At 67.9% G+C, this 19,555-nt stretch carries 20 protein-coding genes; 10 read left to right on the top strand and 10 right to left on the bottom strand.

Going from position 1 to position 19,555, the window contains the following annotated elements; all coding sequences use genetic code 11:
* Positions 1-9: 9 nt before the first annotated feature.
* Genes ACFRAQ_RS18395 through ACFRAQ_RS18385 form a run of 3 tightly spaced genes read left to right on the top strand, consistent with a single transcriptional unit; the run spans position 10 to position 1,455 of the window.
* The gene (locus tag ACFRAQ_RS18395; RefSeq protein ID WP_379101044.1) at positions 10-438 is read left to right on the top strand and encodes a roadblock/LC7 domain-containing protein; all 429 of its coding nucleotides are present in this window, start codon (positions 10-12) and stop codon (positions 436-438) included.
* Positions 435-872, top strand: a complete 438-nt coding sequence (locus ACFRAQ_RS18390) for a DUF742 domain-containing protein (protein WP_379101041.1) — start codon at positions 435-437, stop codon at positions 870-872. The genes ACFRAQ_RS18395 and ACFRAQ_RS18390 overlap by 4 nt, the downstream gene beginning before the upstream one ends.
* Positions 873-894: 22 nt before the next feature.
* Complete coding sequence (locus tag ACFRAQ_RS18385) at positions 895-1,455, top strand: ATP/GTP-binding protein (protein WP_379102144.1); 561 nt, start codon at positions 895-897, stop codon at positions 1,453-1,455.
* A 357-nt stretch (positions 1,456-1,812) separates the two neighbouring features.
* Here ACFRAQ_RS18385 and ACFRAQ_RS18380 read toward each other — a convergent pair whose 3' ends face one another.
* Entirely contained in the window at positions 1,813-2,133 is a 321-nt protein-coding gene (locus ACFRAQ_RS18380) for a hypothetical protein (RefSeq protein ID WP_357284509.1), read from the bottom strand.
* A gap of 464 nt (positions 2,134-2,597) precedes the next feature.
* Here ACFRAQ_RS18380 and ACFRAQ_RS18375 point away from each other — a divergent pair, with 464 nt between their 5' ends.
* Positions 2,598-3,203 carry a DUF4254 domain-containing protein gene (locus ACFRAQ_RS18375; protein ID WP_379101038.1) on the top strand — a complete coding sequence of 202 codons (606 nt, stop codon included), beginning with the start codon at positions 2,598-2,600 and terminating at the stop codon, positions 3,201-3,203.
* Positions 3,204-3,218: 15 nt separating this feature from the next.
* On the opposite strand, the gene ACFRAQ_RS18370 is transcribed toward ACFRAQ_RS18375, so the two are convergent.
* The 3 genes from ACFRAQ_RS18370 to ACFRAQ_RS18360 are packed head-to-tail and all read right to left on the bottom strand — an operon-like array spanning position 3,219 to position 5,791.
* Positions 3,219-3,566: a hypothetical protein gene (locus ACFRAQ_RS18370; protein ID WP_379101035.1), complete on the bottom strand. Its 348-nt coding sequence runs from the start codon at positions 3,564-3,566 to the stop codon at positions 3,219-3,221.
* The gene (locus ACFRAQ_RS18365) at positions 3,567-4,715 is read right to left on the bottom strand and encodes a fatty acid desaturase family protein (RefSeq protein ID WP_379101032.1); all 1,149 of its coding nucleotides are present in this window, start codon (positions 4,713-4,715) and stop codon (positions 3,567-3,569) included.
* An 11-nt stretch (positions 4,716-4,726) separates the two neighbouring features.
* The gene (locus ACFRAQ_RS18360) at positions 4,727-5,791 is read right to left on the bottom strand and encodes a ferredoxin reductase (RefSeq protein WP_379101030.1); all 1,065 of its coding nucleotides are present in this window, start codon (positions 5,789-5,791) and stop codon (positions 4,727-4,729) included.
* A 223-nt stretch (positions 5,792-6,014) separates the two neighbouring features.
* Here ACFRAQ_RS18360 and ACFRAQ_RS18355 point away from each other — a divergent pair, with 223 nt between their 5' ends.
* Positions 6,015-6,623 carry a TetR family transcriptional regulator gene (locus tag ACFRAQ_RS18355; RefSeq protein ID WP_379101027.1) on the top strand — a complete coding sequence of 203 codons (609 nt, stop codon included), beginning with the start codon at positions 6,015-6,017 and terminating at the stop codon, positions 6,621-6,623.
* A gap of 21 nt (positions 6,624-6,644) precedes the next feature.
* Here the strand turns inward: ACFRAQ_RS18355 and ACFRAQ_RS18350 are convergent, their stop codons facing one another.
* Positions 6,645-7,979, bottom strand: a complete 1,335-nt coding sequence (locus ACFRAQ_RS18350) for an MFS transporter (RefSeq protein WP_379101025.1) — start codon at positions 7,977-7,979, stop codon at positions 6,645-6,647.
* A gap of 58 nt (positions 7,980-8,037) precedes the next feature.
* Positions 8,038-9,000 (bottom strand): helix-turn-helix transcriptional regulator, encoded by a 963-nt coding sequence (locus ACFRAQ_RS18345; protein ID WP_379101023.1) that lies wholly within the window; start codon positions 8,998-9,000, stop codon positions 8,038-8,040.
* A gap of 102 nt (positions 9,001-9,102) precedes the next feature.
* Here ACFRAQ_RS18345 and ACFRAQ_RS18340 point away from each other — a divergent pair, with 102 nt between their 5' ends.
* On the top strand, positions 9,103-10,539 hold the full coding sequence (locus ACFRAQ_RS18340) for an MFS transporter (protein WP_379101020.1): 1,437 nt from the start codon (positions 9,103-9,105) through the stop codon (positions 10,537-10,539).
* Here the strand turns inward: ACFRAQ_RS18340 and ACFRAQ_RS18335 are convergent.
* Entirely contained in the window at positions 10,523-11,374 is an 852-nt protein-coding gene (locus ACFRAQ_RS18335) for a class I SAM-dependent methyltransferase (RefSeq protein WP_379101017.1), read from the bottom strand. The genes ACFRAQ_RS18340 and ACFRAQ_RS18335 overlap by 17 nt on opposite strands.
* 381 nt (positions 11,375-11,755) lie before the next feature.
* Here ACFRAQ_RS18335 and ACFRAQ_RS18330 point away from each other — a divergent pair, with 381 nt between their 5' ends.
* Positions 11,756-12,193: a flavodoxin family protein gene (locus ACFRAQ_RS18330; protein ID WP_379101014.1), complete on the top strand. Its 438-nt coding sequence runs from the start codon at positions 11,756-11,758 to the stop codon at positions 12,191-12,193.
* Between the two features lie 36 nt (positions 12,194-12,229).
* Here the strand turns inward: ACFRAQ_RS18330 and ACFRAQ_RS18325 are convergent, their stop codons facing one another.
* From ACFRAQ_RS18325 to ACFRAQ_RS18315, 3 genes are all read right to left on the bottom strand, one after another.
* Positions 12,230-14,524, bottom strand: a complete 2,295-nt coding sequence (locus tag ACFRAQ_RS18325) for a caspase domain-containing protein (protein WP_379101012.1) — start codon at positions 14,522-14,524, stop codon at positions 12,230-12,232.
* A 6-nt stretch (positions 14,525-14,530) separates the two neighbouring features.
* Positions 14,531-14,944 (bottom strand): hypothetical protein, encoded by a 414-nt coding sequence (locus ACFRAQ_RS18320; RefSeq protein WP_379101009.1) that lies wholly within the window; start codon positions 14,942-14,944, stop codon positions 14,531-14,533.
* A 199-nt stretch (positions 14,945-15,143) separates the two neighbouring features.
* Positions 15,144-16,088: a hypothetical protein gene (locus ACFRAQ_RS18315; RefSeq protein WP_379101006.1), complete on the bottom strand. Its 945-nt coding sequence runs from the start codon at positions 16,086-16,088 to the stop codon at positions 15,144-15,146.
* Positions 16,089-16,261: 173 nt separating this feature from the next.
* Here ACFRAQ_RS18315 and ACFRAQ_RS18310 point away from each other — a divergent pair, with 173 nt between their 5' ends.
* Genes ACFRAQ_RS18310 through ACFRAQ_RS18300 form a run of 3 tightly spaced genes read left to right on the top strand, consistent with a single transcriptional unit; the run spans position 16,262 to position 19,448 of the window.
* A complete protein-coding gene (locus ACFRAQ_RS18310; protein ID WP_379101003.1) occupies positions 16,262-16,840 on the top strand; it encodes a PadR family transcriptional regulator in 579 nt (192 codons plus the stop codon).
* Entirely contained in the window at positions 16,837-18,864 is a 2,028-nt protein-coding gene (locus ACFRAQ_RS18305; protein WP_379101000.1) for an FAD-dependent oxidoreductase, read from the top strand. Before ACFRAQ_RS18310 ends, ACFRAQ_RS18305 begins: the two co-directional genes overlap by 4 nt.
* Positions 18,864-19,448 carry a VOC family protein gene (locus ACFRAQ_RS18300; protein ID WP_379100998.1) on the top strand — a complete coding sequence of 195 codons (585 nt, stop codon included), beginning with the start codon at positions 18,864-18,866 and terminating at the stop codon, positions 19,446-19,448. Before ACFRAQ_RS18305 ends, ACFRAQ_RS18300 begins: the two co-directional genes overlap by 1 nt.
* Positions 19,449-19,555: the final 107 nt, after the last annotated feature.

Below are 19,555 nucleotides of genomic sequence, written 5' to 3'. Positions count from 1 at the left end.
GGACACCGGGTGACCACCCATTACACCGATACCGATCCGCACACCTTCAACTGGCTGCTGGCGGATTTCGTGCGCACCACCGACGGCGTCCGCGACGCCGTGGCGGTGTCCTCCGACGGGCTACTCATGGCCATGTCCCAGGGCTTGGACCGCAATGGCGCCGACCGGCTGGCCGCCATCGTCTCCGGCCTCACCAGCCTGGGCCGAAGCGCCTCGCGCAGTTACGATTTCGACGGCCTGCGCCTGGTCATGATCGAGATGGGGCGCGGGTTCCTGCTGGTGTCGGCCATGGCCAACGGCAGCTGCATCGGCGTCATCGCCGACCACCACGCCGACGTCGGGCTGGTCGGCTACCAGATGGCGGTGCTGGCCGACCGGGCCGGCGCGCTGCTCACCCCGGCGCTGATCAGTGAACTGCGAGAATCGTTGAGCCGATGAATGATTCGCATAGGTTGCCGGACGCGCGCATGATCGCACCGACCCGCCCCAGCGGCTGGTCCGGTGCGCCCGCGGCCGCGCCCGGCGCCCGCCCGTCCGGCGACATGGACCCCGACGAACCGGTGGTGCGACCTTTCATGATCACCTCCGGGCGCACCACCCCCGTCGTCGACGGACTGCGCATCGAGGCCCTGGTGCGCGCCACCCCGGCGGCGTTGTCCGCACCGCTGCGCTTCGAACTCGAACGGGTGGCCCGGCTGTGCCAGCGCCCGCACTCCATCGCCGAAATCGGTGCGGCCCTGCGGGTGCCGATCGGGGTGGCGCGGGTGCTGGTCAGTGATCTGGTGTCGGCCGGACACGTGTCGGTGGGCCGCACCGACGAACTCTCCACCGCTGCTCTGGAAAGGATCCGGGACCTTGTTCGGAACCTCTGAAATATCCGGTGATCCGCTGCCGCTGGCCTCCTCGGTGAAGGTCGTGACCAGCGGCGGATTCGGGGTCGGGAAGACCACCTTCATCGGGGCGATCTCCGAGATCGAACCGCTGTCCACCGAGGCCGCCATGACCGAAGTGTCGGTGGGACTGGATGATCCGGGCCTGGCCACCGGCAAGACCACCACCACGGTCGCGCTCGACTTCGGGCGCATCACCCTCGACGCCAGCCTGGTGCTCTACCTGTTCGGCACGCCCGGCCAGGAGCGCTTCGAATTCCTCTGGGACGATCTGCTCGACGGCGCGCTCGGCGGCATCGTGCTGGTCGACACCGGCCGGGTCGAGGACTGCTACCCGGTGCTGGACTTCTTCGAGCAGCGCGGGACGCCGTTCGTGGTGGCGGTCAACCGATTCGAGTCCGGATCGCGCTTCGAGCTGAGCGAGGTCCGCGAGGCGCTGGACCTGTCCCCCGCCATTCACCTCATGGACTGCGACGCCCGCGATCGGGAGTCGGTGAAGCTGGTGCTGGTGGCGCTGCTGGAGCAGATCCTGCAGTCGCGCCGCGCCCCGGCGCTGGCCGGTTGATCCGGACCCGGGACCGGAACAAAGATCGCCCCGGGTGCGAACGCACCCGGGGCGATTGCCCGAAAACCCTTCGCGGAAATGCGAATTAACGGCCGAACGAACCCGTCCACAGCGTGTTCAGCAGACCACCCAGGGCGGCGCTGCCGGTGTCCAGAACGCCGTTCAGAGCAGCGGAACCAGTGTTGATGATAACCGGGATCATTTTTCAGCCTCTCTACTGTTGTCGCCGCCGTCCGGGATTTCCGGCCGGCGACGGGACCCACACTGCCGAGGGAGACTTAGGCGAACCTTGCCTGTCGCTGAGAGGTAGCTGAGACGGCCTGTGTCACCCATCACAGAGAGAGGACCGTCCAGTTCCTACTGTGGCGGTGTAGCTCCCGCCGAGTACAGGCTGATCTCGCCGTCTTCGCCGAGAAACGCGTTGACCAGCATCGTTCCGCTGGAACGCAATTCGTCGGGCTCCGGCGCGGCGGTCGTGATGGCGACCTGCGGCAGCGCGGACCAGTTCACGACAAACCGATCGGGCGGTCCGTTGTCGTCGGACAGATGCGCGAGCCGGAACACCGACACCGTTCGGCGAACGATCAGGTTCCGGACGACTTCGGCAATTCGCTCCGGGTCTTCCAGCGCGAACATGAAACCGAACCGCAGCTCCGGCGAAGAGGCATAGGCGGACATGAATATCGAGGCTAACCGACTTCGGCGCGTCGCACCCCCGGCGCGCCGCAGAGATAGCTATTCATAAGCTTCGGTAACCGAACCGGCCCCGGAGGACCTCACCCCGGCCGCGAAGCACCCTCGAAGCCGTCTCACCCACCGCCCGCGCAGGTGTCGATCAGCCTTCAACCGCAGCGGCCATGTGACCGTCTTGTAATGCTGTATAACGATTTTCAGGCAGCTTCGCCGATCACGCGCCGGATGGTTGCGCCCCTCCGACTATCGCGCTTTCCTGAATATGTCCCGCATTATCGGACAGTCTTCTCATCGCATCGTCGCGGATTTCCCGGTTACTTCACCGTGTCGCTGGTGGTGGGCTGTTGCGTTCCGGGTGCGGGGCTGCGCCGGAGCCGAGGGGAGCCCCTCCCCGAATCCCCCTCGGCCCTGGCGTATCCACACGCATGCGCCGGCCGAGGGTGGGAAATATGGCAATCGACTACACCGGAGCGGGTTTCGGCGTCGAACTCCCCTCGCCGGACACGCTCCTGCGCGCCTTCCGAGAACCGGTGGACACCGCCCGCCGCGACCGCGACGTCCTGGAATCGGCCCACGAGCTGGTGCGATGCCACGAACGGCGGCAACGGGCCCTCGACTCCGCCCACGCCGACGACGCCACCCCCGACGATGTCGCCGCCAACGCCTACCGCATCGACCGGATCGACACCCGCCGCGCCGAGCTGGTGTCCCGCATCGACGACTGGGTCGCGGTGAACATCCCGCACCGCGCCGGGGCCTCCCTGCACACCGAGACCCTCGGCGCCGTCATCGACCGCATGGCCGCGAAATGGGTTGCGGCACAACAGGCCCTGGGCAACGGTAGGCCTCCGGCCCCGGCCAACGGCGTTCCGAAAGCCGCCGACGGACGAGCCCGGCGCCGCGCCAAGGCGCACCGGGTGAGCGAGGACCGGCCCCACCGCGGGGTGGACACCGAGGCCCACCTGCAGTGGTACCGGCTGGCCGAGCTCGCCGACGGGTATCGGGATCTGATCACGGAGGTCGCCCAGCACCGGCGGCGACTCCCCACGTGGTAGGTCCGACTCTCCAGGTCAGCGCGGGTCGATGACCTCTGCGTCGATGACGTCCGACGGTGCCACGCGCTCGCTGTGGACCGGCTTCGTCGCCGAATCCTCCTGCGCCCGTGGCGGTTCCGGGGTCTCGTCGAGATCGTCGTCGAGGTCGTCGGACAGATCCGCGGTGCGCTGCGCGGCGGCGTCCTTCTCGGCGGCAGCCGCGGCTTCGCGCATCTCGATGGCGTCGGTGATCCAGTCACCGATCTCCCGGGTCACCTCGGCGACCGTGCCGGTGATGATCGATGCGATATTGCCGACGTGCCGTGCTCCCGACGACGTCAATTCCTGGATCAGATCCTTGTTGCTCTCGAATTTGGAGATCATCTATACGCCCACCTCACTCGCCTGCCCCCGGCGCATCACGATAACACCGGCCTGCCCTGAATTCTTGACCAGGAACGGCGGCAACGCCAGCTTGAACAGTTTCGCCCACACCGAACCGATCTGCCTGGAGAAGCGGCCGGTGTTGTACGGCAGGCCGTGCTTTTCGCACAGCGCCCGCACCTCGGGCGCCATTTCCGGGTAGCGGTTGGCCGGGATGTCCGGGAACAGGTGGTGCTCGATCTGGTGCGACAGGTTGCCCGACATCACATGGAACAGCTTGGAGCCCTTGATATTGGCCGATCCCAGCATCTGGCGCACGTACCACTCACCCTGGGTCTCCTCGGCGCACTCCTCCTTGGTGAACGTCTGTACGCCGGTCGGGAAGTGCCCGCAGAAGATGATCGAGAAGGTCCACAGGTTGCGCACGATATTGGCGGTGAAATTGGCCGCCAGCGTGGACAGGAACAGCGGGCCGGTCAGCGCCGGGAACACCAGGTAGTCCTTGAGGACCTGCCGCCCGGCCTTGCGGCTCTGACCCTTGAGCAGGGCCTTCACGTCCGACCAGCTGCGCTTGCCGGTCAGGATGTTCTCGACCTCGAGGTCGTGCAGCATCACGCCCCACTCGAACAACACCATGAGCGCGAACGCGTAGGCCGGGTTCCCCAGGTAGTAGGGGTTCCACTTCTGACCCTCGTCGATCCGCAGGATGCCGTAACCGATGTCGCGGTCCATGTCGTGAATATTGGTGTAGGTGTGGTGCATGTAGTTGTGCGAGTGCCGCCACTGGTCGGCCGGGCACACCGTATCCCATTCGAAGACACGGGAATTCAGGGTCGGCTCACGCATCCAGTCCCACTGGCCGTGCATGACGTTGTGGCCGATCTCCATATTGTCGAGGATCTTCGACACGCTCAGCGCGGCCACGCCCGCCAGCCAGAACGGGGGCAGGAAGCCCAGGTAGAGCAGGCCACGGCCGGCGATCTCCAGGCCGCGCTGGGCCTTGATCACCTTGTAGATGTAGTCGCGGTCGCGCTCGCCCAGGTCGGCGGTGACGCGGGCGCGCAGCGCGTCGAGTTCGCGGCCGATCTCCTCGACCTGTTCGACGCTGAGGACCAGCGGGCCCTCGGGGGTTTCGGTCAGAATCGCCATGATGTCTCCGTTCACAGAGCGAGGTCGACGTCCCCGACAGGGGCGTTGATGCAGATCTGGATGGGCTGATCCGGGTCGCTGTCGAGCTCCCCGGTGCGCACATTGCGGGTGCAGCCGCTGCGCTTGACGGCGGTGCAGGAGAAGCAGATGCCCATGCGGCACCCGAACTCCGGATTCAAGCCCGCGGCTTCGGCCTGTTCGAGCAGGGTTTCCCCGGTGTTCTCGGCGACCACGCCGCTGCCGGAGAAGGTCACCTTGCCCTCGGCGTCGGACGGGTCGACGACCGCGGTGGTGAGGGTGAACTCCTCGCGGTGCAGGCGCGGGCCGAGCTGTTCGGCCTCGTAGACGGTGCGCACGGCGTTCATCAGGCCGGGCGGGCCGCACAGGTAGGTCTGCGCGGTCGGGAACCAGGGCGCGACCGCCTCCAGCTCGTCATAGCCGAAATTGGCGTGACGCTGGGTCTCCGGGTAGCGGAACTCGACCCGCACATTGCCGTGCTGCATGGCGATCGCCTCCAGCTCCTCGCGGTGCGGGACGAATTCCGGAGAACGGTTGTAATGCAGGAACAGGATCCGGCCGCGGTAGCTCTCGTTGGCGAGGGTGCGCAGCATGGACAGCACCGGGGTGATGCCGCTGCCGCCGCTGATCAGCACGACCGCCTCCGGGCGGGTGGCGGGCAGGTGGAACACGCCCGCGGCGGGCTCCAGATCCACCACCATGCCGGGGATCGCGTTGTCGTGCAGGTAGTTCGAGACCAACCCCTGCGGGTGGGCCTTGACGGTGAGTTCGATGTGCCGGTCCCGACGTCCGTCGGCATTGACCGGGGAATAGCAGCGGGTGTGGCGCACGCCGTCGATCACGACGCCGATCTGCACGTATTGCCCCGCCACGTGCCCGGTCCACTGCCGGGCGGGCTTGAGGGTGAGGGTGACCGATCCGACCGCGCTGCGCCGCACATGGGTGATCTCCGCGCGCATCGAGCGCCGGGTCAGGGTCGGGCGCACCAGCTCGAGGTAGCGATCCAGCGGGTGCGGGGTGGTCATTGTCTTCTGCACCAGGTCGAGTAGTCCGACCATGTGAGCCTCCTGTCGCGTCGCCGGGCTCAGCGACGCCTCTCCACGTTCGACGCGCTGTCCGAGCCGGCGTCGCCGTCCACGCTGACTTCGACGCCGTTTCAGTGCACATCTGTACACTGAGATAGTGTGCCCGGTGAAGCCACTCCAGTTCAACCGGCAGTTCGTGTGACCCACACGACATCTCTCGAATGGAACGAATGTGAACGCATGTATGCTCATCGAGATGAGCGAGCAGGCAGCTACCCGAGTCGAGCGCAAGGAACGCACCCGTGCGGCCCTGCTCGACGGCACCCTCGCCTTGGCCGCCGATCGCGGTTTCGCCGCGCTCTCCCTGCGTGAGATCGCCCGCTCCGCCGGCATCGTGCCCACCGCCTTCTACCGGCATTTCGCCTCCCTCGACGAACTCGGCACCACGCTGGTCGAGGAAGGCGTGCGGCAATTGCGGCTGGCGCTGCGGGAAATGCGGCGCACACCCAATCCGACGCTCTCCCAGACCGTGCGATTCGTTTTCGAACAGGTCGACGGCAAGCGCGATCTGTGGGGCTTCCTGATTCGCGAACGACACGGCGGCTCGGCGCCCTTGCGCGGGGCCATCTCGGTCGAAATGCAGCTCATCGAACGGGAACTGGTCGTCGACCTGTCCCGGGTGCGGGCCCTCGACGACTGGTCACCCGACGATCTGGAGCTGGCGGCCGACCTCATCGTGTCCACCGTCGCCGACCGGATCGCCGACTACCTGATGGCCGAACCCCGCGAGAGCGCACGCACCGTCGACCGCGCCGTGCTCCAGGTGCGGCTCATCGCGCTCGGCATGGGCGCCTGGCGACCCTGAGACCGGACCGTTACCGCGAATTCACCTGTCGTGCAGGTCATCCCCGCGTACCGGCAGCAACAACATCAGGCCGACGATCAACACCAGTAGCAGGCCGACGATTCCCGCGCGCTCGGCGTCGAACGCCCACACGAAGAATCCGAAAAGGGTTGGGGCCAGGAAAGATACAGCGCGACCCGTGGTCGCGTAGAGACCGAACATCTGACCCTCACGCCCCGGCGGGGACACCCGGGCCAGGAACGAACGGGCCGAAGCCTGTGCGGGACCGACGAATACGGTCAGCAGCAGGCCGAAGATCCAGAACATCAGCGGACCCGACAACACCAGCAGGAACGCGCCGCACACGATCATGCCCAGCAGCGAGGCGACGATCACCGCCTTCGGGCCGGTACGGTCGTCGAACCGGCCGCCGACCAGCGCGCCCAGCGCCGCAACCACATTCGCGGCGATGCCGAACAGCAGCACGTCGGCATCGGCGATGCCGTACACCTTCACCGCCAGGATCGCGCCGAAGGTGAACACGCCCGCCAGGCCATCCCGGAAGACGGCACTCGCCAGCAGGAACCCCACCGTGCGGCGATCGGTGCGCCACAACTCCCGCACATCCCGGAACAGCACCCGGTACGAGGACAGGAACGCCCGGCCGCGCACCGCCGCACCGGGATCCGCGCCGGTGCGCGGCACCTCCGGGACGAACAGGAACAGCGGCACCGCGAAACCGGCGAACCACACCGCCGCCAGCACCGTGACCAAGCGGATGTTCAGACCGTCCTCGATCGGGACGCCGAGCAGGCCACGATTGTCGCCCTTGCCCGCGATGAATCCGACATAGCTGATCAGCAGCAGGATGATGCCGCCGAAATAGCCCATGGACCAGCCGAATCCGGACACCCGGCCGACATTCGCGGGCGTGGACACCTGCCGCAGCATGGCGAAATACGGGACGTGCGACAGCTCGAACGACGCCGAGCCGACCGCCAGCAGCACCAGACCCACCCACAGGTAGTGGTAATCGTCCTTCACGAAGAACATGGCCGCCATCAGCAGCACGGTCACCGAGGTCAGAATGCCCAGGGCCAGTTTGCGTCTCGCGGTGGCATCGAACCACTGGCCCGCCACCGGCGCGGTCAGCGCCACCACCAGGCCCGCCGCCCCCAGCGCCCACCCCAGCCAGGCGCTCGCCGAGATCCCGCCCGGCAGATCCGCACCCACCTTGTCGGTCAGGTACACCGAGAACACGAAGGTCAGGATGACCGCGTTGAACGACGCGCCCGCCCAGTCCCAGAATCCCCACGCCAGTACGGTTCCCCGCCCGGTCGCCTGCCCGACGGTGACTTCTCCCGACGCCTCGGTCATCAGCGCAGACTAAGCGACCGAACGCGACTCGCGTGCGACATCCACGCCGGGTGGCGGGTCAGGCCAGGGTGCGGCCGTGCACCTGCTCGACGTGCACGGCCCACGGGCGGCGACGCTCCTCGGCGGTCATGGCGAGCAGGGCGTGCAGCTGATCCCAGGCCGCCGGCGTCGACGGCGTCCAGACCTGCATCCACGCGCCCGCGATCGACGGCAAGGACATGCTGGTCATATACATCTCCAGCATGCCGACGGCCAGATTGCGGACCACCCGGGTGCGGCCGATCGGGAGCGCGACATCATTGCGGGCCCACAGTTCCGCGAATTGCGGGCTGTCGGCCACCATGCCGTCGATGAACTCCGTCCATTCCGGGTCACCCAGATTGCGGGCGTACGCGGCCCGCAGGTAGCCGACCATGCGGGCCAGGTGATCCGGCTCCGAGTCCGCCGGGTACGGGGTGCAGCACTCGTCGGCCAGGAAGACCTTGCGCAGCGCATTGCGGTTGCCGATCACGAACAGTGGAAACATCGCCGCGTACGCCGCATTGTGGGCCAGCACATCGTATTTGGAGCTGAACAGGGTGGCCGGCAGCGGATACAGGTGATCGAGAATCGTCTGCACCTCCTCGGGCACCGGCTCCTCGACCACCATGGCCGGCGCCGTCGGCACATTCGCCAACCGGTACAAATGCGCGTGCTCCGCCCCGTCCAGGCACAACGCCCGGGCGATCGCATCCAGCACCTGCACACTGCAATTGATGTCGCGGCCCTGCTCGAGCCAGGTGTACCAGGTGATCCCCACCCCGGCCAGCTGCGCCACCTCCTCACGACGCAAACCGGGCGTGCGCCGCCGCGCACCCACCGGCAGCCCCACGTCCTCCGGCCGGATCCGCGCCCGCCGCGACTTCAGGAACGTCGACAACTCGCCGCGCCGGACCTTGCGCACCGACCGCGGATCACCTGCGCGGGTGGCCGCTCCGGCGGTCCGCTCGACGAGGACGTTGTATCCCGCTGCTGACACCATTCCTCCATGGTGGCGGTTTTCGCTAGGGGTATCCAGGTGGTGCCAGTACCCGTATAAGCGGACTCCTGTCAGCGGGATCGGGCGCCGCGCACGCTGAATCCCATGTCTCAGAGCCTCACCCACACCCCACCCGCGGTACCCGTTCCGCCTTCCGCACCGGCTGCGAGCGGCGTTCGCCGTCCGATCGCGGTCCTCACCGTCATCCTGCTCGGCCAGTTCATGGCGGTCCTGGACGCCTCCATCGTGAACGTCGCCATTCCCTCGATCCGAACCTCGCTGCACGCCACGGGTTCCGGGCTGCAACTGATCGTCTCCGGCTACGTCATCGCCTACGCGGTGCTGCTCGTCACCGGCGCACGACTCGGCGACCGGTTCGGGCAGCGCGGGATGTTCGTCGCGGGACTCGCACTGTTCACCCTCGCCTCCCTCACCTGCGGGCTGGCCTGGAATCCGGCCTCGCTCATCGCCTTCCGCTTCCTGCAGGGCGTCGGGGCCGCGGCCATGGTGCCGCAGGTCATGAGCCTGATCCAGATCACCGCCACCGGGAACACCCGGGCTCGGGCGCTCTCGGTGTACGCCGCCGTCATCTCCGGGGGAATGGTCGCGGGCCAGATCCTCGGCGGCATCATCGTGAGCAGCGATATCGCCGGAACCGGCTGGCGCGGAGTGTTTCTCGTGAACGTCCCGATCGGGATCGCCCTGCTCGCGGTCGCGCCGCGCGTCCTGCCCGCGGCCACCCCACGCGCCGGACGCCGGCTCGACCTGCCCGGGCTGGCGGTCCTCACCGCCTCGGTCCTCGCGCTGTCCGTGCCGCTCGTGCTCGGCCACGAACAGCAGTGGCCCGCCTGGACCCGGATCACGTTGGGCGCGTCCGCCTTCGGCTTCGCCGCGTTCGCCCTGGTGGAACGCTGGGTGCACCGCCGCGGCGGCGAACCCCTCTTCGCTGACCGCGTGGTCCGCGCCCCCGGCCTGCTCGTCGCCGCGGCCACCCTCTTCCTGATCATGTGCACCTTCGGCGGCTGGGTCTTCATCCTCACCATCCACCTGCAATCGACCCTCGGCTACTCCCCCGTCCACGCCGGACTCCTGTTCGTCCCCAACGGCATCACCTTCGGCCTGGTGAGCCTGAACTGGACCCGCCTCCCCGCCCGCTTCCACCGCGCGATGATCCCCGGCGGCCTGCTCCTCGCCGCCGCGACCACCATCGCCATGGCCCTGTCCCTCCGCGACGGCCACTCCGTCAACCCCCTCGACCTGACCGTCCTCGCCCTCATGGGCATCGGCTACGGCCTCGCCTTCAGCCCCCTCATGGCCCGCGCCACCAGCAAAATCCCCGTCACCCTGGCGGCCGACGCCAGCGGCATCCTCGTCACCTGCGTCCAACTCGGCGTCGTCATCGGCGTCGCCACCTTCGGCACCCTCTTCCTCACCCTCGCCACCAACCCCATCGCCGCCGCCCACGCCGTAGGCACCACCGCCATCGCGGAAGGAGCCACCCTCGCCCTCGCCGCCACCCTCGCCGTCAAAGCGGCCCGGTGAGGGGCCCGCGGCGCCGAATTACCGGGGGGCGGGCGGCCGTCCACTGCAACCAGCGGGTCGGGGCGGTGAACTGGCCGGATCCGAACCTGTCCCGCAATGCGGCGGCGGCGATCGCGGTCGCGGACTCGACATTCAGGGTCGAGTGACGGTCGATCTCGCCGCGCAGCGGGGTGCCCTGGCAGAACGCGACCGCGCCCGTCTCCGCTGTCTGACGGCTCGAACCGTCCAGGTACTCACCGCTGATGTGGTCGAATCCGGCAGCCTCGAGTTCGCCGTGAATGCGGTCGAAGTCGAAGTAGCCGTGTGGGGTTCGGCGGAGGAACTCGAGCGGTTCGTCCGGTGCGGCGGCACACAGGGCGTCGGTGACGACCTGGGTGACCGGACTCGTCTCGATCCGATCCCAGACGGTGAACGCGAACATCCCGCCCGGACGCAGCACCCGCAGGGCCTCGGCGTAACCGCGCACCTTGTCGGGCAGGAACATGACGCCGAACTGGCAGACCACGACATCGAACGAGCAATCGGGAAACGGCAGATCCGCGGCATCCGCCACCTGCCATCGCACCCGCTCGGACGGCAATCGAGCCTCGGCGGCCGCCAGCATCGGTTCGTTCAGATCGGTCGCCACGATGCGGTGGCTACCCGGCCGATCCAGCGCCCTGGTCAGCACGCCGGTCCCCGCGGCGGTTTCGAGCACATCGATCCCGCCGGACGCCCCCACCGTCCGCGCAAGCAGCCGAGCCGGCTCCGCGAAGATCATCGGAACCAGCAGCGAGTCGTACACCTCGGGAATCGCCCCGGTGAATCCCGCGTCCCCGCGCCCCGCCGTGGTCACCGCACCGGCCTCGCACCGTCCGACATAGCCGCTGATGCTACCGCCGCCGACCGATCCAACAGGACGCAAGTATCGAGAAGTATCCGCCGCATCGATTCAGTTCCGTCTCAATGGATTCGGTCGAACGTCGTCGTAGAGACCCATGTCCTCGGAGATCCTGGTCAGCTCCGAAAGACCCGCCGCACGTTCGGCTCGCACCGTGACGGCCACCACTTAGGCGGACGCGTCGATGACGGCCGGTACTCGCGGTACGCGAGCACGTCGGTGGATTGATCGGGACGGCATCCGTGTGACCGCCGACACCCCCGCCACATGTCACGATCCGGTTCTCGGGCGGTGTCTGTGAGATGTCCGGATCCAGCGGGAGCGAGGAGCATTGTGATGAAGGCTTTGATCGTGTGCGTGTCGGTGTCGCACGGAAATACACGGAGGGTGGCCGAGGCGATGGGGGCGACGCTCGGGGCCCGGGTCGTGGAACCCGAGGAGGTGACCGCCGCCGAGATCGGGGAGTACGACCTGGTGGGGTTCGGGTCGGGAATCTTCTCGATGGCGTTTCATCCGCGGCTGCGGGAGTTCGTGCGCGGGCTGCCGGAGGGGCGGGGTGGGCGGGGGTTCGTGTTCGCCACCAGTGGGTTTCCGGTGGTGATGGGGCCGATGACGCGGCTGCTCGGACGGAAGGGGTTCGAGGTGGTGGATACGTTCTCGGTGCGGGCCTTGGATACCTTCGCGCCGTTGAAGCTGGTCGGGGGAATCCACAAGGGACGGCCCGACGCCGCGGATCTGGCTGCGGCGCGGGCCTTCGCGGCGGGGTTGGGCTGACGGGCCACCGCGGTTGCACGAGGTGAGTCGGGCCGGTTATCCGTATCCCTTCTGGAACCAGGCGAGCAAGTCCGACTCGGTGGTGGGCGCGCCCTGGGGAGCTCCTGGGGACCAGGCGCAGAAGACGCTCAAAATATGCAAGCCGTCATGGACCGAGATCAGGCAGGGGCTGTGGTCGTCGGGGTGCAGCGCGTCTCCAGGAGTGGGGACGCAGCTGAACCGGCCGATCGGTTGATTGTCCCGGATCCAGACACTGTCCGGTCCCGGCCGACCATCACAGGCGTGGCCCCCGAACATGCCGATATCTGATTGGTAGTCCGCATTCGCGGCGGCAGTGGTGGGATGACCCGCGAACGATGAGCTGGCGGGATAGTTCGCCGGTGAACCGCAGCTGACCACCGCGGTCTGAAGTGGTCCCGCGTGTTCGTGCCGACAGTTCGCATAGGTGAAGTCGCTACCGAGACGCTTCAGCAGGTCGTCATCGGCTGAGGTGAACTGATCCGGGTCCTTGGCCTCGTCAGCCGGCAGAAACTGCCGGTACCCCTGCGCCGCCGCGTAATTACGCAGCTGCTCGGCGACAGGTGACGAGAAGTCCTTCGGGTCGAAGAAGTACTGGACGAGTGCGAGGTCGGGTTCATCGGTCACGATCAGAACCGGTACAGCCGGGTAGCCCGTGGGATCCAAGGAGCAAGTCTTGCGGCCCACCGCCTTGCGGAGATTGTCGAAGACGGGGCCGTCCAGACCGGGTGGGTCGCCGGGGCAGCTGCCGGAGTGCAGATTTCGGGCCGTGGACTGATAGAAGCCGGTGAGTTTGTCGAGGTTCGCGAAGCGATAGAAATGCGCGAATGCCGCACCCGCGGCCTTGTTGAAATCGCATCCGATATGCGCGATCTCGCCCGGAGCAGGGTCCCAGTGCACGCAGTTGCTGCGGCTATAGCCTTTCGCCGCAACCAGATTCACCAGGTCTATGTCTGGCCCACGGAGCGCGGAATTGTTGGCGGTGGCGTGCCCGGCTACGCTGTGCGGCGCGAGATACCAGCCGCCCGCCGCGATGACGCAGGCGATCGCCGCGGCGGAGGCCGCCACAGATATCGCCCACTTCCGTTCGCGGAGCTTGCCTTTGAGCCGGCCACCGAAGCGTTCGACGCCCCCGCGTTCCGGCCGGAGAGGTGATTCGGGTTCGCCGAACAGTGTGGCCGGTTCGGTCGCACCTTCTTGCTCAGGGGCGGGAGGCGGTGGCGTCTGGTCCTCGGTCGGAGATTCCTGTTGCTGCGCAGCGTCATTGGTGCGCTCCGGCGCCGTTGCCGGGAGGGTCTCACCGTCCGGGTGGGAGTCTGATTTCGGGGCTGGTCCGTCGCCGCCGACGACAGGCGCCATTGCCGTGCCGGTGGGGTGGGTGTCGAGCCAGGCAGCGGCCGCGGCGGCGATGGCGCGGCTGTCGTCGTTCACGAGTTGGGTGATGGCGTCGCGGACGCGGGTCCGGACGATGGCGCCGCCGGTGCGGTGCAGCTGATCCAGGTCTTCGAGGGCGTTGCGGCGGTCGCGGACGGCCGGGCTTTCGAGGCCGGATCGAATGTGTTGCGGGACCTGCCAATTGCGGTTGCGGGCCAGGACGGTGCGCCCTTCGACGTTGTCCTGCTTCTTGGGGCGCTGGCGGGGGCGTTCGGCGACGACGTGGTCGTGGACGTAGCTGTAGAGCTCGTCGACGGTGATGTCGCCGTCCTGGTCGAGATCGGCGCCGCCGTCGCGGAGGCCGGCGACCAGGTGGCGGGTGAACACCGACTGGGAGGCCTGGCCGTGCGGGGTGTCGCCCTCGAAGGCGTACTGGGTGGCGTCGGAGGCGGTGAGCACGGTGCGGCCGCGGCCGCTGAAGCTCTCCAGGGCGTGGACCTGGTCGTCGGCCTTGGCGATCGCGCCGACCGGGAACGCTCCGCTGTAGCAGCAGTCCAGGATGAGGATCTGGTGGTTGGAGTGGCAGCCGGTCATGGCGTAGTCGATCTGATCCGCGGCGACCGAGGTGAAAAGCGGGTTGAGCGTACGGGTGTCGGTCATCGCGAGATAGAGCTTGCCCGCGTCGTCCTTGAGCCCGTGGCCGCTGAAGTACAGCAGGGTCAGATCGTCGCGCCGGCGGTCGCTGAAGAAGTCACCGACCGCCGAACCGACCACGTGGTGCGGCTCGTTGATCAACGTGGTGACCTCGAACCCGCCGATGGCCGGATCGGCCAGCACCTCGGCGAGCGCTTCGGCGTCGTGGGCGGGTGCGGTCAGCTGCCGCAGTCCGGGATCGGAGAAGGTGTAGGTCGCCACTACCAGGGCGAATCGGCCAGCCATGACAACTCACCCCGCCACCGCGCCGTGTCGTCGCAGGAAGGCCTCGACCAGCTCGTGCTGCTCGGCGTCACTGGCGGCATCGATTTCGATGCTCTCGCCGTCGATGGTGACCGCCACCCGGCGGGAGCCCGGATCGCGCTTCAGCCAGTCGTGCACCGTCTCGATCAGGGTGGTGACCACCCCGCCGGAGGCGCTCAAGGCCAGCACGATCGCGCCGAGGGTGACCGGGTCGGCCACCTTCGAACCCGGTGCGGCCCCGGCGGTGTCGCGCGCCAGGACCGCCGATTCGACGCCGTCCATCGCGGCCAGCTCGGCCCGCAGCATGCGGGTCTGCCGGTCCATGTGCTCGTGGTCGATCCCCGCGGCGGACATCGATACTCGAACCGTCACGCCGCTGTGGTCGTTCTGTGTGGTAGCCATCGAAGCCTCTTTCCCGAATCGACACGATCGATTCTCATCGCTCGGATCCGAGGTCTCACGGGTACAGAACTACCCGAACCAGGCAAAACGGCCGATGCGGTGCACGCAGGGCCACCTGAGAGGTGAACTCCGCACCGTGGCGTGCGGGTAGTCGACTACCCGCACGCGGCTACCGCGGAGCAAAAGAGGCGGGGCGGGCTCAGCTGACGGTGAAGCTCAGGGTGCCCGCCGGTTTCTCGCCCTTGGCGGCGTCGAAGGAGAGGGTATACGGGCCGGTCGCCGGCGACGGAACGAGGAAGACGATGACATTGCCGGCCTTGTCGATCGTCTGATTGCGGCCGAGCAGTTCGATGACGGCGCCGCGGAAGTCGGCCACCTCGGTGGACCCGGCCGGGGTCTTGGCACTGAAGTCGGTGTAGGAGATGTTGGTGCCGCCCGCGGCGATGCCCCCGCCGCCGATGAACTTGACGTGCAGCGCCAACTCCATCTTCCCGGCCTCGTTCTTGCTGTAGCTGGGAGTCAGTGTGGCGCCGGTGATCTCGACCGTCGTCTGATCCTGGGTGAGCTTGCCGGTGATGTTCAGCGTGCGGGGGGCGACGCTCTCGACCTTGGCGTCGGTCTTCAGCGGGAACTTGGTCTGGTTCTCCGCGGCGCTGCCGTAGAGGATGGTGATGGTGTCGAGCAGATGCTCGGGGGTGTCGTAGGACTTCACCGACGCGGTGATATCGCCGGTGGCGGAACCCTTTCCGGGGACCTCGGGGCTGTTCCACCCGGCGCCGCCGTCGATCGCGCCGCCGATCTGGACGGCGGGCACGACGGCGAGTGTCTTGTTGGCGGTGGTGGTGTTCTTGTAGGTGATGTCGACGCGGATCTTCGCGCCGCCGAAGCCGTCGGCGGTGACGGTGGCCTGGTCGATGGTGATCTCGAAGCCCTCGTACCAGCCGGTCTTACCGATACTGCGCAGGAACGCCCGGGTGTCGACGCCACCGGGCTTGGTGGCGCCCGGCTGCCCGGCGCCCTGCGGCGCGGCGCTGACCGAGGTCACCGGCACCGGAGTGCCCGTCTCGTCATTGCACGCGGTCATCAGAACCGCGGATGTCGCGATGAGGACTGCCGCCCCCGCCGTGGCGAATGTCGAACGCATATCGGCTCCCCTGAGGTTCATCCCCGCCCGAGTATCTCCCCAGGGGCGAGTGGTTCGCTCAGAAATCAGCCCCGCTACCGGCCGCGTTAACCGACACGCCGACGCCGGCGCGCAACGCGCGAGCTCTATGCACTGAATTGCATAGTACGTCTCGTAGCAGTTACCCTGACGGCATGGCCCTCGAACACGCGCTCCTGGTATCGCTGACCGAACGCGCCAGTTCGGGCTACGACCTGGCCCAGCGGTTCGACAAATCCATCGGCTTCTTCTGGCACGCCACCCACCAGCAGATCTATCGCGTCCTCAAGCGCATGGACGAGCAGGGCTGGGTGATCGCCGAGACCGTGCCGCAGGACGGCCGCCCGGACAAGAAGGTCTACACCGTCTCCGACGCCGGCCGCGACGAATTGATCCGCTGGATCGCCGAGCCCGCCGACCTGGAACCGCTGCGCAGCGACCTCGGCGTCAAGCTGCGCGCCGCCTCCCTCGGCGATCCGGACGTGATCGTCGCCGAAGTGCAGCGCCACCGCGACCAGCACGCCCACCGCCTCGACCTGTACCGCGCCTTCGAGAAGAAGGACTACCCCGCGCCGGCCGACCTCACCGGCCCGAAACTGCACCAGTACCTCGTCCTGCGCGGCGGCATCCGCGTCGAGGAGGGGTTCATCGACTGGTGCGACGAAGTACTCGACGCCCTGAAACGCGACACAGCCCGGTCGCAGGCGTCCGACCCGAAAGGCACTCGCCGATGAGCGCGTACCCGCACCTGTTCGAACCCCTGGACCTCGGCTTCACCACCCTGCGCAACCGGGTGGTCATGGGCTCCATGCACACCGGCCTCGAGGATCGCGCCTGGCACACCAACCGGCTCGCCGCCTACTTCGCCGAACGCGCGAAAGGCGGTGTGGGCCTGATCATCACCGGCGGCTACGCCCCCAACCGCACCGGCTGGCTGCTGCCCTTCGGCGCGAAGCTGACCAACAAGACCGAGGCCTACCGGCACCGCGCCATCACCAAGGCGGTGCACGCCGAGGGCGGCAAGATCGCGCTGCAGATCCTGCACGCGGGCCGCTACTCCTACATGCCGACCAGCGTCTCCGCCTCGGCCATCAAGGCACCGATCAATCCGTTCAAGCCGCGCGCGCTGTCCGGCAAGGGCATCGAGAGCACCATCGACGATTACGCGCGCACCGCCGCCCTGGCCAAGTTCGCGGGGTACGACGGCGTCGAGATCATGGGCGGTGAAGGCTATTTCATCAACCAGTTCCTCGCCGAGCGCACCAACAAGCGCAAGGACAAGTGGGGCGGCTCGCCGGAGAACCGCCGCCGCATCGCCGGGGAGATCGTGCGCCGGGTCCGCAAGGCGGTAGGCCCGGACTTCATCATCGTGTTCCGGCTCTCCATGGCCGATTTCGTGGAGAAGGGCCAGACCTGGGACGAGATCGCCGCCGTCGCCAAGGATGTGGAGGCCGCCGGGGCCACCATCATCAACACCGACATCGGCTGGCACGAGGCCCGGGTGCCCACCATCGTCACCTCGGTGCCGCGCGCCGCGTTCGTGGAGTGGACCGCGAAGGTCAAAGACCTCGTGGACATTCCGGTGTGCGCGTCCAACCGCATCAATATGCCCGAGACCGCCGAGGAGATCCTCACCCGCGGCGACTCCGACCTGATCTCGCTGGCCCGTCCGCTGCTCGCCGACCCCGACTGGGCCCGCAAGGCGCAGGACGCGCGCACCGACGAGATCAACACCTGCATCGCCTGCAACCAGGCCTGCCTGGACCACGCCTTCCAGGCCAAAACCGTATCCTGCCTGCTGAATCCGCGCGCCGGACACGAGACCGAGCTGAAGCTGCTGCCCACCCGCCGCACCCGGAGGTTCGCCGTCGTCGGCGCGGGCCCGGCCGGGTTGTCGGCCGCGGTCAGCCTGGCCGAGCGCGGGCACCACGTGGACCTGTTCGAGGCCGACGACAAGGTCGGCGGGCAGTTCGACATCGCCCGCCGCATCCCCGGCAAGGAAGAGTTCAACGAGACCATCCGCTACTTCACCCGGCAGCTCGAAATCACCGGCGTGCGCGTGCATCTGGAGACCCGCGCCACCGCCGAGCAGCTCATCGCGGGCGGCTACGACGAGGTCATCCTGGCCACCGGTGTGAAGCCGCGCATTCCCAATATCCCCGGCATCGACCACCCGAAGGTGCTCACCTACGCCGAACTGGTGCGCGACGGCAAACCGGTCGGCAAGAAGGTGGCCGTGATCGGCGCGGGCGGCATCGGCTTCGACGTCAGCGAATTCCTCACCGTCGAAGGGCATCCCAGCCTCAAGCTCGACGAGTGGAAGGAAGAGTGGGGCGTCTCCGACGACCCGACCGTTCCGGGCTTCGTCACCACCCCCAAGCCCTCCCCCGCCGCCCGCGAAGTGGTACTGCTGCAGCGCAAGTCGTCCGCGTTCGGCAAGGATCTGGGCAAGACCTCCGGCTGGGTGCACCGGGCCGCGGTCAAGGCCAAGGGCGTCGAGCAGATCGGCGGCGTCAACTACGAGCGCATCGACGATCGCGGCCTGCACGTCAGCTTCGGTGAGAAGCGGCAGCGCCCGCAGGTCATCGAATGCGACAACGTGATCCTGTGCGCCGGCCAGGAATCCGTGCGCGACCTGCACGAGCCGCTGCGGACCGCGGGCGTGAAGGTGCACCTCATCGGTGGCGCCGACCTGGCCGCCGAGCTCGATGCCAAGCGCGCCATCAACCAGGGCACCCGCCTGGCGGCGAGCCTGTAATGCCGAACCTCACCCGCCTGGGACTGCCCGGCGACGAGCAGTCCTGGGCGGCGCTGGGTTTCACCGTCACCGACGGCCGCTTCCGCGTCGGGCAGGTCGAATGCGTGCTGGGCGAGGCCGCCTGGGGCTTCGACGGAACCCACGCCGATCCCGCCACCCTGGGCGTGCCCTACCTGGATTCGGCGGCGTCCGAGTCCGGTGCGGCGCATCCCAACGGCGTCACGATCGTCGACCACGTCGTCTACTGGGTTCCCGAATTGGACTCCGCCGTCACCGATCTGACCGCCGTCCTCGGGGTCCCCCCGCGCCGCCGCTTCTTCCCCCGCGGCCCGGAGGGACCCGAGATGGCCTTCTACCGCGTCGGCGAACCCTTCATCGAAGCCGTCACCTCCGGCCTGCCACCCGCCCTGGTCGGCGTCGCCTTCATGACCGCCGACCTGGACGCCGCCGTCGCCGCCATCCGCGCGGCGGGCGGGCCGATCGGCGATCCCAAACCGGCCGTCCAAGGCGGCCGCATCGCGGGAGTGTGGCGCGGCCACGTGAATTGGGGCGTCGCGTTCATGGAGCCGAAGCCGCGGTCCTGACCTCCGCATACCGGCAGCGCTGCCATCCGAAGGCGAAATGACCTATTCGGCAACCGATTCGGATGGTGAGCGCTGTCGCACCCCTCTGACATGATCGCGTAGCACGT

The organism is Nocardia sp. NPDC056611 (assembly GCF_042792755.1).
In the GTDB taxonomy this organism is placed as follows: Bacteria; Actinomycetota; Actinomycetes; order Mycobacteriales; family Mycobacteriaceae; genus Nocardia.
This window is presented reverse-complemented; position numbering and strand designations above follow the sequence as displayed.

What these genes read in the sequence shown, in the direction of transcription:
- ACFRAQ_RS18345 (WP_379101023.1), bottom strand. Translation starts at nt 9,000, where the DNA reads ATGGTGTCAGCAGCGGGATACAACGTCCTCGTCGAGCGGACCGCCGGA.
- ACFRAQ_RS18320 (WP_379101009.1), bottom strand. Translation starts at nt 14,944, where the DNA reads ATGGCTACCACACAGAACGACCACAGCGGCGTGACGGTTCGAGTATCG.
- ACFRAQ_RS18380 (WP_357284509.1), bottom strand. Translation starts at nt 2,133, where the DNA reads ATGTCCGCCTATGCCTCTTCGCCGGAGCTGCGGTTCGGTTTCATGTTC.
- ACFRAQ_RS18365 (WP_379101032.1), bottom strand. Translation starts at nt 4,715, where the DNA reads ATGGCGATTCTGACCGAAACCCCCGAGGGCCCGCTGGTCCTCAGCGTC.
- ACFRAQ_RS18390 (WP_379101041.1), top strand. Translation starts at nt 435, where the DNA reads ATGAATGATTCGCATAGGTTGCCGGACGCGCGCATGATCGCACCGACC.
- ACFRAQ_RS18340 (WP_379101020.1), top strand. Translation starts at nt 9,103, where the DNA reads ATGTCTCAGAGCCTCACCCACACCCCACCCGCGGTACCCGTTCCGCCT.
- ACFRAQ_RS18305 (WP_379101000.1), top strand. Translation starts at nt 16,837, where the DNA reads ATGAGCGCGTACCCGCACCTGTTCGAACCCCTGGACCTCGGCTTCACC.
- ACFRAQ_RS18350 (WP_379101025.1), bottom strand. Translation starts at nt 7,979, where the DNA reads ATGACCGAGGCGTCGGGAGAAGTCACCGTCGGGCAGGCGACCGGGCGG.
- ACFRAQ_RS18370 (WP_379101035.1), bottom strand. Translation starts at nt 3,566, where the DNA reads ATGATCTCCAAATTCGAGAGCAACAAGGATCTGATCCAGGAATTGACG.
- ACFRAQ_RS18310 (WP_379101003.1), top strand. Translation starts at nt 16,262, where the DNA reads ATGGCCCTCGAACACGCGCTCCTGGTATCGCTGACCGAACGCGCCAGT.
- ACFRAQ_RS18325 (WP_379101012.1), bottom strand. Translation starts at nt 14,524, where the DNA reads ATGGCTGGCCGATTCGCCCTGGTAGTGGCGACCTACACCTTCTCCGAT.
- ACFRAQ_RS18355 (WP_379101027.1), top strand. Translation starts at nt 6,015, where the DNA reads ATGAGCGAGCAGGCAGCTACCCGAGTCGAGCGCAAGGAACGCACCCGT.
- ACFRAQ_RS18330 (WP_379101014.1), top strand. Translation starts at nt 11,756, where the DNA reads ATGAAGGCTTTGATCGTGTGCGTGTCGGTGTCGCACGGAAATACACGG.
- ACFRAQ_RS18375 (WP_379101038.1), top strand. Translation starts at nt 2,598, where the DNA reads ATGGCAATCGACTACACCGGAGCGGGTTTCGGCGTCGAACTCCCCTCG.
- ACFRAQ_RS18300 (WP_379100998.1), top strand. Translation starts at nt 18,864, where the DNA reads ATGCCGAACCTCACCCGCCTGGGACTGCCCGGCGACGAGCAGTCCTGG.
- ACFRAQ_RS18360 (WP_379101030.1), bottom strand. Translation starts at nt 5,791, where the DNA reads ATGGTCGGACTACTCGACCTGGTGCAGAAGACAATGACCACCCCGCAC.
- ACFRAQ_RS18315 (WP_379101006.1), bottom strand. Translation starts at nt 16,088, where the DNA reads ATGCGTTCGACATTCGCCACGGCGGGGGCGGCAGTCCTCATCGCGACA.